Consider the following 12,205-nt stretch of genomic DNA (forward strand, 5'->3'; position numbering starts at 1 on the left):
GCTCCATGACAGGAAAACCACTTTCGCTCGCGATCTCGACCTTCAAGGGTGGCGCCGGCAAATCAACCTTGAACGTCAATCTTGCAGCCGAGTTCGCCCAGCAGGGCCACCGGACACTGCTCATCGATTGCGACGAGCAGGAATCGTCGACGCGGTGGTACAATGTCTCCATGAAACGGGGATTGCTCCCCACCGACGGCACGCTGCTGCATCTGCGGGTCGCGCCGGATGACCGGTTTGCAGATCGCCTCGCGGAGGCCCCTGCGGCGGATATCCGAATCTACGATGTCGGCGGATACGTTCACCAGCGGGCAATCGAGGTCTATCACGAATGCGATGCAGTCCTCATTCCTGTCATACCCGAACCGACGGCCGCGACTTCAGCCATCAAGGTGGCGACGATCCTCAAGGAGATTTCCAGGAAGCGGGTGCAGGGTCCAATTCCATATGCGGCGATCTGGAACTACGTGGACATGATCGCCCTCAAGCACAATCGCTCCCTTCCGGAAGTCCATGCCATCCTGACGAGCGGCCGAATTCCGATGGTCGACACGGTCATCCGCAAGAGCAATCATTTCAGCGACGTCGGCGCCGGCTTCGGGTCGCTTTATTCCAAGCTTGCCAGCATCGAGAGCAATCCGGCGCTGACGCCGTCGGCCAAGCGGCGCGCCTCAGAAAGCGTGCTTGACGCGATAGATCTCGTAAAAAAGATCAATAACGAGTTCATCGGCCTTCTGCAGGCGGAGGCTGCCTGAGCGCGATGTCGAGGGAAAGAACGCCGGCTGGCAATATTCTCGCCCTTGCCCGATCGAGAGAGGATCAGGCGAGGGACGTGGAGGAGGATGCGACCTCCTACATGCCGACAGCCCTCGATCTCGACAAGCTGATGCCGGAGGATCGTCCCCAGGCGCAGGAGCCGAGCGTCAATAGGGAGCCAAGGTCAAAGCTCGGCCGTCCTCCAGCCAGAAGAGAAACTCGAGAAGAGCAGGCGATAGAAGCCGACGAAATTACGGGATCCGTGAAGAGGAAGCGTATTTCCCTCTACCTCGACGATGACGTGCTGACGAAGATTTTCCGCGTATCGCTGGAACGGCATGAGCAGCTCTCATCGGCGACCCACAGACTGATCCTCGAAGCGCTGAAGGCGAGGGGGCTGTGAGGGCGATGCGCGAACCGGCCGTCATGTTCCGTTTACCGGCCCATGTCCTCGGCAATGTGGAGCTGCTTGCCGGCCGGCTCGATATTTCCGTCAATCTTGTCGCAAAGCTCATCGTCACCAGGGAGATTATGCATATACCTGCGATCCTCGAAGAGCACGAACGGCAGCTGGCAAACATGCACCAGTTCCTCCGCGAGCTCGCCTTTCGCAACGAGGAGTTTCTGTCGGAAGAGCGCGACCAAGCCATCCTCGCCGCCGCCATCATGACCAAGCTGGGCGAGGTGATGGCCGCCGTGGATTCGATCCGCGATGCAGCCTTTGTGAGACCATCCACTTTTATCGCCGACCTGATCAGGAAACACGATGAACGACCTCTCCAGAAGTCGCTCGGGGTCTAAGCCTGAAGGCCGCAGACTACCGAGCTATTTCGACCTCATCGAGGATGAGCTTCGACGCCGCGGCGGCGGTGGCGGTGGAACCAAAAAGGCGCCGGTGAGGGCAAAGGTGGGGGTCCCCTCGGTTGGGCGGAACGCCGGCGCGGCGACAGCCTTAAGTCGGGCGAGTGGCAATAACGCCGTCGTCGTCAAGGTGTTGTCGTATGGAGCAGGTGCGGCCTCGGCTCGCAACGTGCTTGCCTATCAAAGCAAGGAGGAAAAGGCACACGATCAGGATGGCCGTGAGGTCACCGATCTTAGCGAAGAAGTCCGATCCTGGGAGCGGGAGTTCGGAAACAGGAAAGGAAGCAAGGACGTTTTACGGTTGACCTATGAGCTGGAGAGTACCGACCGGGAACACGTTGCCCGCGCATTGAGCTCGCTTGCGTCCGACGGGTTCCGCGATGTTGGTGATTCCGATCGGACCTACGCGTTCAGCGTTAGCGAGGGCGTAAAGGGACAAACCCGTCTGAACCTGGCGCTGGTGATCGCGCACGAGAAGAGGGACCGATCCGATCGGGGCAGCCAGAATCGCATAGCCGCCGAAATGGATGACGTGCACGCGATCGATGCGCGTGTGGACAGAGCATTGCGGATGGAAGGAGTGGCGCCAGTCTCGCGCTATCCGGTGGAGTTTTCGAGCGGTCCGAAGGGGCTGGCCGCGACGCTCCATGCGATGCAGCGGCAAGGCGCGGAGGTCACGCTTTCGACGAAGGCCCACATCGAGGAGCGCCCGGGCAGGAGCGGCCGCTATTATCAAGCCACGGACCGGCGCGAGATGACGACAAGCGATCATAAGCAGCTTACGGTCGAGAGTAGGATAGTCGCCGCGCTGATGCAGACCCGTCAGCCGCGCGATTTCATGCATCTGTTGTTGTCGGGCCCAGCCAATGTCGACCGTGACCGATTTGTCCTGGCTGGTCGTGACTTTCTAAAAGAGCAGTTCTCCGGCCACCGATATGCCTATGCTGTCCACAATCGCAACGACCTTGAGAAGCATCCGCATCTGCATGTGATCGTCGCGCTGCGCAATGCCAGCGGCAAGATGCTCAACCCCAATATCCGCGACTTCACCGAGTGGCGCACCCGCTTCGCCGAAAAGGCGCGGGAGCGCGGAATAGCGATTGATCGTCAAAAGCGTGTCGAGCGTGCTGGTCCACCGCCCATCAAACGATGGGAATGGGAGATGTTTCACCGCATGGGCGCGACAGCACCCACGAATGTTGTCGACAAGGTGATATCCAAGCTTCGCGACACGCCCACCGCGCCGAAGCTGGAAGACGCGAGGAAGCGGTTTGATCAGACCCGGCACTCAGTTGGGCGCGTCATCCAAATGCTGGAAGGCATTGCTAAGGACCGAAGTGCACCGAGCACGGCGCGGGAACTGAGCCACGATCTGTCGCTTGGCCTGCAGCGCGAATACCGTCGGTTGGAAGTAGCCGTGCGCGACGGACATGATCCCACCAGAATGAAAGGAGAAGAACACATGCTGCGATCCACACCCATCAGCGCTGCTCAGTCGAAAGCGGCGAAGGAGATGCTGGCGACCACTGCCCTCAGCGTTGCGGCAAAGATTGCCAATCCCGCCGATCGGCTGCTCTTCGAGCAAGCGACCAATGTCATCGGCAAGGTCGTCGGGCTGCAACTCGACTCTCGTGTAACCAAGAATCGAGATCGCGCAGAGGTCGGTAAGGCGAAACGCTCTTCGGATAGCTTGGAAACGAAGTCTGCGACTGGTCGCGACCACGTAGCGGAGCAGGGACTCGATAACAAGACTTCGAGCAACCGTACCGTCGATCAATCCCGCATAGCACGCTCAAATGCCGACCACGATAGCTCTGAGAAAAATCGCACGGAACGCCAAGGTAATCAACGGCGTGACCGCGATCAGTCAAAATCGATCAAACTTCGCCCACCACAGTATAAGGATCGGGATCGAAGCCGGTAGCTGAATGGCCTGCGTGAGCAAGGCCGCTTTTGTAGAACTGGCCCTGATTGCCGAAATGAGACTTACGGCAGTTTCAAAGCGTGCTTGATCGTCGTTTTAAGCCAGACCATTGTGGCCTGCGTATCGATGTCGGAGGAGCCAGCGGCACTTGATCCTGGATAAAGAATTTCCGTGAAAACAGGCGTCTTTTTGCTGAAACGAGAGAAATTTCCTTTGCGCACCACGACCGTCATCGTCGGATCGACTTCATACCATTCAGTCAGTTTCAATATCACATCGAGGTCAGAGGTCGAGGGCCAGTGCCGGGTTTGACCCTGGCTCGGTGAATGGATCGCCTCCATCCAGAAGTCGGGTACGGCGCCCGAGACCTTCAGAAGATCGTCGAGCAACCGCGTAAGCGTTGCACTATCAATGCGTGCGCTACGATCGAATGGGGAAGCCGTATGGTGCGAAATGAACCCGAAGCGGATGTTGATGTCGCGCAACTCCTGAAGCATTGCCAGGAATCTTGTGTCGATATCTCCCAGCGTCTGGTCTCCAAACTCCGGCCTGTGCCGTAGCAGCAAGTCATCACGCTCAAAAATGACTAAGCCAACTGAACCCTCTCGTCTTTGAATGCCGCGATCGTCGAGTACGACCGTCTCCATAGCTGCTCTCATACCGGCTTCGCTTCCTTCAAACGCTGCAATCCGCAGTCGGTGGCCGTGGAACATTGGGTTAGTCCGAACCGCGACTGAGTTGCGAGACGCCTTCCAGTTTTTGATAATTGATAAAAACGACGATTACCGCAGATTGCACGATATGATGCGAAACCAACCGAAACGAAACGAAATGGCGCCAGCAAGTCCTTGTTTATATTTTTCGAATTTTTACAGAGACGGCTCGGGGCGTAGAAGAAGATTTCCTTTTTTGGGCCTCGAGTCTGGCCCCCAGATGAAATTCTTGGCTTCCGGGCTTGGCAGGAAATTCGCCGGGTAAGGGGATTCTCCAAAGTTCATGCAAAAGACGGGTCGCTAAAACCAACCTGCTCATGTACGTGGGCGTCTGGACGTCTCAATCTATGATGTAGCGGCGCGCGACAAAAAACGCTTCAGGCTCCAACCTGCCAAGAAAATGTACGGGGGCGTCGCGAGCGAATAGTGACCGCAGTTCAGCTTCAGAACGCTCGGCTTCGCTCCTGCTTGTTGCAGTTTTCGGATGAAGCTTTTGGTTAGCGCGGGCAACACTACTTTGTCTCTTGTTGCGAAGACCACGTGAAGCGCGAGTTCGGGCCGTGCCAATTTATGCGTGAAATTCTCCAAATTCAGCGGACCCCATGCCCTCCGCAGATCCGTGAGTCCAATGGCCGGTTCTAAGCTCTCGCGGATCGAGCGCGTCGCGCGTCCAGTCCAAACCATGTCTGCAAGACTTCCAGCCGTCAAAAACAGCGAAGCTTTCGATACGGCCGGTTCATGCGCTGCGATCAGACCCGCCACCCACGAACCCAGACTCATGCCAAGAACCGAGATCTCTCCGTAGCCTTCGCTCTTCAGCCACCGGATGAGTTTCCGCCCATCCCATACAGCCTGCCTTACAGATTGGATCGTGCGGCCGAGATTTGAGCTGAGCATATAATCGGCGTACAGCGCGCCGGGTCGGCTGCGTTCGAAATGATAGGGCATAGCAATCTCCACGACCGTTACCCCACGTTTCGAGAAGAATCCGGCGATCTGGCGTTGTCGGGCGCGGGCATTCCAATGATGGAAAATGACCAGAACCTGATCGCGCGAGCCACTTTCGGTGAGTTTTGCCCAAACGGTGTTGTTCTCGTCCACGTCGGTGGCGATCTCCGAAGGGAACGTGAGCCACCCGTCGTGCCTTTCAAACCCTTGCACGCTCCGTCCCGGCTCATCGTAAAAGCTTGGATCGGACACAGCGTGGTCCGCAAGGACACAAAACTCCTCGAGAGAGTCTGCTTCCTCCGCGCCGGGGAAGGCGCGGCCGGAGTCGAGGATGAAATCCGTTGCTTCCTTAACTTCTTCACCGCGTTGGGCTCGACGTTCGTCCCAACGATCCAGCCACCTATGATACACCCTGATTGCTCTCCGATTTGCGCGATCGCGGCAGCCCGAACTCTGGATCAAAGAGGCCGTATGTCGCAACCAGCACTCCCGCGATGAGAATGATTGAAAAGCCGTCAAAGGCATCGATCAACAAATAAGTGGCGAAGAGCAGGCCAACGACCGCCGACATCTTCCACAAAGCCTCACGGAACCGCGCTCCGACATTCAGGCGGATGGAGCCGTAGAGAAAAACGACACAGGCCGAAATGGCGACAAGGAGACTGCTGTAGTGCGTCGGCATTCTGTAGCCGAAGGTGTTGGCGGCGTGATGGTCACGATATACGACCGAAAACAAATCGTGGACTATCCAGTCTACAATATCCGCTCCGTCCGAGCTCAGGTATGAGCTTTGAACTTTCATACATATGGCAACCAGGATACCAACGATGGTGCACCGGAAAATTCCCCGCATGACTCTGATGCGGACTACGCAGTCTGGACGATGCTCCCCTCCAAGCCGCGGCATCAATCCTTCTTCTATTCTCCAGAAATCGTGGATGATCGTGTGGAGCAAAATAAGACCCGCGAAGAACAGATAGAAGCAGAGGCACATGTACAGGTATGCGAGCCCAGTGAAAACGATCTCCACCGGCACTGATATGAGATCAGGTTGTACGTTTGCCACCGTGCCCCAACTCGTGGCGTAGTCGCCACCACCTTGCAACAGTGGGATCAAGCACACGCCAATCCATTGAAAAACACCGGCGAATATCACGCAAATCACGAAAACCGCCGCGTACGAGTAAGAATAGGCCTGGACGTTGCGTGCCCAGGCGACCTTGCGTTCAAACCGGTTCGTTTGCGCCAACAGCCTGTAGCGCGCGTCCTGTTTCCAAAGGAGTAGCAGCTCTGTCACAAACGAAAAAAATAGCGGTAAAAGTACCATGAACAGGAACGTCCAGTTCGGAGCCCACAGGAAGCCGACCTGCTTTACGACCCCATCTGGCCGACTGTATGTTACGCTGTGTATCCCGACGATGTACGACAAAAATCCGAGGGCAGAGGCGCCAGCGAATGTGGACGCGGGAAGGTTCAAGGGAGATCCGCTACCAAAAAGCGCCTCCGTTCGTTGGGCCAAGCTGAAGCCCTTTTTTTGCGGAACGCGCTCGCCGTCTTGTCCCTCGTCGTCCGCATGTTGCATTTGAATTTGCCCGGTCACCGGGCCGGGATTATCTGGTGCCGCTGCAGCAGAAGTCGCTTTCTTTGAATCTCGTCTCTTGGCAGTGAGGCGGGCTTGAGCTGCGCTAAGCTCCAGGAGCCATTCGCTCGTCGCTTCCCTATCATCGCAGCCGAAGATCCGAGCCAACCAGTTGATATTGGAAGGGCTGATCCCCTTGTCGTTCTCTTGAAACCATAGTTGGACCGTCCGTAAATCGACTCCGGCCCGATTGGAGTCGATCTGCGTAATCGCCTCTGCCAGGAGCTCCGGGGTCCATGGCCCCTGCGGAAAGCCGTCAATGCCGACCGGACGGCCCGCACCCACAGCAGCTAACTGCTTAAACAGTTCTTTGAAGTCGCTGCCGTCCTTGGGCGGGGCGACAAAAATCTTCCCGTTCTTTTCCAATGGTTCAGACGCTCAAATGTGTTCAGTTTTCCCATATGCACAGCGGGGCCCTCCGCCTATGTGAAGCCCTTCCGATCGATGACGTGGAGTCCCTTCTCGTCCTCATCGAAGCCATGGGGAAACTGCCACAGAGCGACGGTTAGTCTCCGCGTCCGTCAGGGCGACGTCGGCGCTGCTGATGACAACTTTATATACGGGGAATGCGCGGGCGAAAAGAAAAAACAGCTCTTGCGTGTGCAAAATGCGCGGAAATTTGTTCCAAAAATGGTAAAGAGATCGTGATTAAAGAATAGCTTACGGCGCTTGTCGAATTTCGCGCCGCTAAAGCATGAGCGGTCGTATTTCAATCAAAGATTGAAAATCGCATAATCCTGTTTATGGAACTTGACTCCGACAACAGAGAACTTTGCCGACGAGACAGCTTCAGGCTGCAGTTACCACGATCTTCATTTCGTTTCGAGAGATGTCAGCCAGGAAGATGGTATCGGCCTTTACGGCGTCCTCCAACCTCTTGGGAATGACCGTGGCCCCGATCGCAGCCGCAGCAGATGCAATGCTCTCTGGGTCGGGCTTGGTTGCAACGGACACTTCGATGTCCTTACGGGCAAAGGCCCTCGCCAGAGCCTGCCCGATGTTGCCGAAGCTAATGATTGCGTAGCTCATGTGTCTTCCTTCAATTTCATCGCCCAGGGCGCTCCAAAAGTTTGAGTGGAGCGCCTCACCGGGCGGGGCCCCTAGAGTTGGGCGAGGCCGCCGTCTACGGCGACTTCGCTGGCGGTCATGAAGCTGCTGTCCGCCGAAGCGAGAAAGGCAGCCACGGCTCCGATCTCGGCCGGATCGGCCATACGCTGGAGCGGGGTCATCGCGCCGTAGGCCTTCTGACCCTCCTCACCAAGCGCTTCCTTCGCGAGTTCGGTGGCCGTCGCTCCGGGCGACAGCACGTTGACCCGGATTCCGGTGCCCTTCAGATCCTCCGCCCAGGTCCGCGCGAGATTGCGCACGGCCGCCTTGCTTGCGCTGTAGGCAGTGAATCCCGGGGCGCCCGTGGTGCCGGCGCTCGATCCGGTCAGGATGATCGAACCCCCTTCGCGCATCAGCGGCAGCGCCTTCTGAACCGTGAAGATCATTCCCTTCACATTGGTGTCAAAGGTTTCGTCGATGTGCTCGGAAGTGATCTGGCCGAGCGGAAGCGGGCTTCCCGTCCCAGCGTTGGCAAAGACGATGTCGAGGGTTCCACGTTCGGCCTTGACCGCCCCGTACAGGCGATCGAGGTCGGCCTCGTCGGAAACCGAGCCCTGTACTGCTCGGGCATTGGGTCCGAGGTCGGCCACGGCGGTGTCAAGCGCTTCCCGCCGGCGGCCAAAGATGAAGACGAAAGCGCCCTCCTCGACGAAGCGCTTCGCCGCAGCGCGGCCGATGCCGGTCGCACCGCCGGTGATCACGGCAGTCTTTCCATTCAGTCTGGTCAAATCTTGTCTCCTTCGTGTTTTGACTTGCACGAAGATCGGGGAATGCTTACCTCATGACAAGAATGCACCTTTTGGTAAGTATGGAAAAAATGACCGACTGCTCTGAAGTTTGTGGTGGCCGCTACTCCCACGGGCTCGCCGCCACGCTCCGCGTTATCGGAGGCAAGTGGAAGCCGCAGATCCTGTACTTCCTGCTTGATGGACCCAAGCGTTACGGCGAGCTCAAGCGGGTGATCCAGGGCGTTAGCCACAAGGTGCTGATCCAGCAATTGAAGGAACTGGAGGCGGATCGCGTGCTGACGCGCACGGACTACAAGGAAGTACCCCCACGGGTGGATTACGCGTTGACCCCGCTCGGCCGTAGCCTGGCCGATGCGATCGTTCCGCTGTGCACCTGGGGAACCGAGAACATGGCGGAGATGGTGAGCATCTTCGCCGAGCGAGACAGTTCGCCCCAGGTGCCTGCCGATGACCGCACGGTCGCCGTGGACGGATAGGGCCAAGCAACGCCGCATTCAGCCGATATCCATCTTGAGGGCGAAGTCCCAGGTGCCGGCGCCGTTTTTCGCCAGACCGATCATCATCAGACCTACCGCTTCGAGCGACTGCGCCATGTGCAACCCGCCGACGTGCAGCGGACGCAGCCCGACACTTTCCAGAAAAGTCGAGACGCGCTCTTTCACCTTCGCGTCGTCGGCTGCGAAGAAGGCATCGAGGCGTCCACCCTTGGCAAGCACGTGCCCGAAGATGGTGTTGAACGCCTTCACAACTTGTGCGCCGGCGGGGAGGGCCTTGGCGATTTCCTGCGCACCAGAACTGCCGCTTGGGCTGAGGAGGCCTGAGAGGTCGGGAGCGGCCGAGTTGGTGATGTCGATGATCACCTTGCCGTCGAGTGCGGCGCCGTAGTCGGCCGCCACCGCGGCCGCGCTGGAGTACGGTACAGCGAGGATGACAATGTCGCCGGCGGGGACCGCGCCATACGTCCCTGTCGTCACTCCGGACGCGAGCTTGTCGACCAGCGCCTTTGCCTTGGCCATGTCGCGCCCGATTACCTCGACAGTGTATCCCGCCTTGGCGGAGCGGCCGGCGATCGCAGCGGCCATGCCCCCTGATCCAATGATGCTGATAGTGCTCATATGCTATATCCTCGTGGTTGTTGTTTCGCCGAGGTCCTGATGACCTGGGGCTCTCCCGTCGGCATCAGGCGGCAGGGAAGTAATGACCGTTGTCCAGATCGGCGAGCAGGCGGGGCTGTGTGGGCTCCCAGCCGAGCGTCTGCCGAGTGATGAGGTTGGACGCCGGAAGGTCCAGCGTGACCAAATTCGCGAGGAACCCGAAGTACCCCGGCAACATCAGTACATCCAAGGGAATGCTCACGGCGGGCACGCCGAGGCGGGCGCCGATGGCCTCGGCGATCTCGCGAAACTGGATACTGTCGCCTTCCACCCCGTGCCAGGATTTACCGGCCGGTCCCTTCTCCAAGGCCAAGCGGAACAAGGAGGCGAGGTCACGACTATGCACTGCCGGCCACAGGTTCGTGCCGTCGCCGGGGTAGCCGACAACGCCCTTCTCCTTCGCCAGCCCGATCAGCACCGGGAGAAAGCCGGCATTGTCGGTCGTGCTGTGCGCAATAGGAGAAATCCGAACGACCGAGGATCGCACGCCCCGCTCCGCGAGGCCGATTACAGTTGTTTCTACGATATTACGAACCCGCAGAGTGCCCTTGTACCGATCCCCACCCGGAAGGGCCGGATCTTCCTCAGTGGCTGGCCTGCCCAGCCCTTCCCAGCCAGGCGATCCAATGCTTCCCGACACGACCAGCGGCTTTCCTGTGCCGGCCAGCGCGTCGCCATATGCGAGCATGATCTCGGTTTCCGCAGCGGCGACGGCGTCCAGGCCGCCGGACGGGAGCAGGTCTTGCCGGTGCGCGACGTGAATGACGCCATCGGACTCCTCCGCCGCCGACTTGAGGCCATCGAGGTCCGAAATATCCCCGCGACGTAACTTAGCGCCTTGGGCGGATACCGCCGCCGCCGCCGTGGCCGACCGGACCAAGGCGGTAACTTCATGGCCGGCTGCGATGAGATCGGAGATGATGTACGGACCGATGTGGCCGGTCCCACCAGTGACGAAAACGCGCATATTCATTGTTCCTTTTGGGCAGAGTGAGAAATGGGACGGGGTTTGGTCAGCCGGGAAGGCTGACACCGATCGAGAAGTTGGTGTGCTTGATGGAGTGGGTCATAAGGCCCAGCCACAACATGCAGGCGTGCTCTAGCGTCCACGCCATGGTCAGCGGTCCGACATCCATCGGGCGCAGTCCCAGGCTCTCAGTGAAGGCCGACACGCGCGCCTTCGCTTGTGGGGCGTCTCCAGCGATGAACACGTCCAACGGACGGCCCCCGACCGAGCCGACAGCCAGGGCCTGCGAAGGCACCGTGTTGAACGCTTTGACGACTTCCGCACCTGCGGGGACCGCCTTGGCGATCTGCTGCGCGCCGAAACTGCTTTTGGGGAACAGGAAGCCCGAGAAATCGGATTTGATGGGGTTGGTGATGTCCACCAGGAGCTTGTCAGCCAGCCCTTCGCCGTAATGTTTCACCACGTCCAGAACGGCTAAATAGGGAACTGCCAGGATGACGATGTGCCCGGCTGGCTCGGCTCCAAATTCGCGCGTCAAAGCGCGGGGTCCGATCCGCTCGGCCAGCGCCTGCGCCTTGGCAGGGTCGCGGCTCATCACCTCGACGATGTGCCCGGCCTTGGCGGCAAGGCCGCCGATGGCAGAGGCCATCCCGCCTGATCCGATGATGCTGACAATGCTTGTATTGGGCGTCCCTATTTCCATTGGCACACACACGCTCTATATCTTGTGGATCACTGATCCGAATCAATTGGATCACTGATCCACATATACGGATCACTGATCCGATTATCAAGAGAGCCCATGCGAGCTGACGCCAGAAAAAATTACAGCCATATCCTCACAATCGCGCGCGAGGCCGTGGCCGAGCACGGTAGCGACGTGTCGATGCGCGACATCGCCCGCCGAGCTGAAGTCGGGCTGGCCACGCTGCTGCGCCACTTTCCAACCCGAGAAGCATTGTTCGAAGCGCTTGTATGTACGGACCTGGACGCACTGACGCAGAGGGCGGACGAACTTGAAAAGTCGAATGCACCTGACGCGCTTATGTCCTGGTTCCGCGAATGGATTGCATTCGCCCGAGGATATCGGGGCGTTGTCGCGATGATGGCGAGCGCCCACGCAAACCCGGACTCCGCTCTTTATGCCTCTTGCGCAGCGGTGCATTCAGCAAGCGCACGGCTACTTCACCATGCACAGGCCGAAGGTACCGCGCGCGGCGACATGAACGGGGACGACCTGTTCGCCCTGATGACGGCTATCGGCTGGGCGGTCGACCAGCCCTCATTCGCGCCGCGGGCGGACCATCTCGTCCACCTCGTTATGGGGGCCATCCTGATTGAGCACATCGGCATCAATACGTAGGCAGCGCTATGACTCGACCGGCGT

The 12,205-nt window shown here is 58.8% G+C and carries 13 protein-coding genes and 1 pseudogene; 6 read left to right on the plus strand and 8 right to left on the minus strand.

From position 1 onward, the window contains the following. Positions 1 to 5 precede the first annotated feature (5 nt). From EV286_RS27295 to EV286_RS27310, 4 genes are read left to right on the plus strand one after another with little or no spacing between them, the layout of a single operon-like run. On the plus strand, positions 6 to 755 hold the full coding sequence (locus EV286_RS27295; RefSeq protein WP_092718218.1) for a ParA family protein: 750 nt from the start codon (positions 6 to 8) through the stop codon (positions 753 to 755). Positions 756 to 760: 5 nt separating this feature from the next. Next, positions 761 to 1,159 carry a hypothetical protein gene (locus tag EV286_RS27300; RefSeq protein ID WP_132960395.1) on the plus strand — a complete coding sequence of 133 codons (399 nt, stop codon included), beginning with the start codon at positions 761 to 763 and terminating at the stop codon, positions 1,157 to 1,159. A 5-nt stretch (positions 1,160 to 1,164) separates the two neighbouring features. Beyond that, positions 1,165 to 1,557, plus strand: coding sequence for a hypothetical protein (locus EV286_RS27305; RefSeq protein WP_132960396.1), 393 nt, complete (start codon positions 1,165 to 1,167; stop codon positions 1,555 to 1,557). Further along, positions 1,523 to 3,541: a hypothetical protein gene (locus EV286_RS27310; RefSeq protein WP_132960397.1), complete on the plus strand. Its 2,019-nt coding sequence runs from the start codon at positions 1,523 to 1,525 to the stop codon at positions 3,539 to 3,541. Before EV286_RS27305 ends, EV286_RS27310 begins: the two co-directional genes overlap by 35 nt. 62 nt (positions 3,542 to 3,603) lie before the next feature. Here EV286_RS27310 and EV286_RS27315 read toward each other — a convergent pair whose 3' ends face one another. The 5 genes and pseudogenes from EV286_RS27315 to EV286_RS27335 all read right to left on the minus strand — a co-directional run bounded on the left by EV286_RS27315 (position 3,604) and on the right by EV286_RS27335 (position 8,676). Continuing rightward, complete coding sequence (locus tag EV286_RS27315) at positions 3,604 to 4,188, minus strand: hypothetical protein (protein ID WP_132960398.1); 585 nt, start codon at positions 4,186 to 4,188, stop codon at positions 3,604 to 3,606. Positions 4,189 to 4,599: 411 nt separating this feature from the next. Then, positions 4,600 to 5,613 (minus strand): alpha/beta hydrolase family protein, encoded by a 1,014-nt coding sequence (locus EV286_RS27320; RefSeq protein WP_132960399.1) that lies wholly within the window; start codon positions 5,611 to 5,613, stop codon positions 4,600 to 4,602. Then, a complete protein-coding gene (locus tag EV286_RS27325; RefSeq protein WP_132960400.1) occupies positions 5,603 to 7,207 on the minus strand; it encodes a hypothetical protein in 1,605 nt (534 codons plus the stop codon). The genes EV286_RS27320 and EV286_RS27325 overlap by 11 nt, the downstream gene beginning before the upstream one ends. A 468-nt stretch (positions 7,208 to 7,675) precedes the next feature. Continuing rightward, positions 7,676 to 7,870: pseudogene (locus tag EV286_RS27330) on the minus strand (NAD(P)-binding domain-containing protein); the annotation flags it as partial. Positions 7,871 to 7,941: 71 nt separating this feature from the next. Then, complete coding sequence (locus EV286_RS27335) at positions 7,942 to 8,676, minus strand: SDR family oxidoreductase (RefSeq protein WP_132960402.1); 735 nt, start codon at positions 8,674 to 8,676, stop codon at positions 7,942 to 7,944. 62 nt (positions 8,677 to 8,738) lie between these two features. Here EV286_RS27335 and EV286_RS27340 point away from each other — a divergent pair, with 62 nt between their 5' ends. Continuing rightward, positions 8,739 to 9,173, plus strand: a complete 435-nt coding sequence (locus EV286_RS27340) for a helix-turn-helix domain-containing protein (protein WP_245500852.1) — start codon at positions 8,739 to 8,741, stop codon at positions 9,171 to 9,173. 18 nt (positions 9,174 to 9,191) lie between these two features. Here EV286_RS27340 and EV286_RS27345 read toward each other — a convergent pair whose 3' ends face one another. The 3 genes from EV286_RS27345 to EV286_RS27355 form a co-directional block, all read right to left on the minus strand. Continuing rightward, positions 9,192 to 9,812: an NAD(P)-binding domain-containing protein gene (locus tag EV286_RS27345; protein ID WP_132960403.1), complete on the minus strand. Its 621-nt coding sequence runs from the start codon at positions 9,810 to 9,812 to the stop codon at positions 9,192 to 9,194. A gap of 64 nt (positions 9,813 to 9,876) precedes the next feature. Beyond that, complete coding sequence (locus tag EV286_RS27350) at positions 9,877 to 10,824, minus strand: SDR family oxidoreductase (protein ID WP_207909936.1); 948 nt, start codon at positions 10,822 to 10,824, stop codon at positions 9,877 to 9,879. 40 nt (positions 10,825 to 10,864) lie between these two features. Continuing rightward, positions 10,865 to 11,521, minus strand: coding sequence for an NAD(P)-binding domain-containing protein (locus EV286_RS27355; RefSeq protein ID WP_132960404.1), 657 nt, complete (start codon positions 11,519 to 11,521; stop codon positions 10,865 to 10,867). A gap of 99 nt (positions 11,522 to 11,620) precedes the next feature. Here EV286_RS27355 and EV286_RS27360 point away from each other — a divergent pair, with 99 nt between their 5' ends. Continuing rightward, positions 11,621 to 12,181 carry a TetR/AcrR family transcriptional regulator gene (locus tag EV286_RS27360; RefSeq protein WP_132960405.1) on the plus strand — a complete coding sequence of 187 codons (561 nt, stop codon included), beginning with the start codon at positions 11,621 to 11,623 and terminating at the stop codon, positions 12,179 to 12,181. Positions 12,182 to 12,205 lie beyond the last annotated feature (24 nt).

This window comes from Rhizobium sp. BK251 (assembly GCF_004345245.1).
In the GTDB taxonomy this organism is placed as follows: domain Bacteria; phylum Pseudomonadota; class Alphaproteobacteria; order Rhizobiales; family Rhizobiaceae; genus Rhizobium.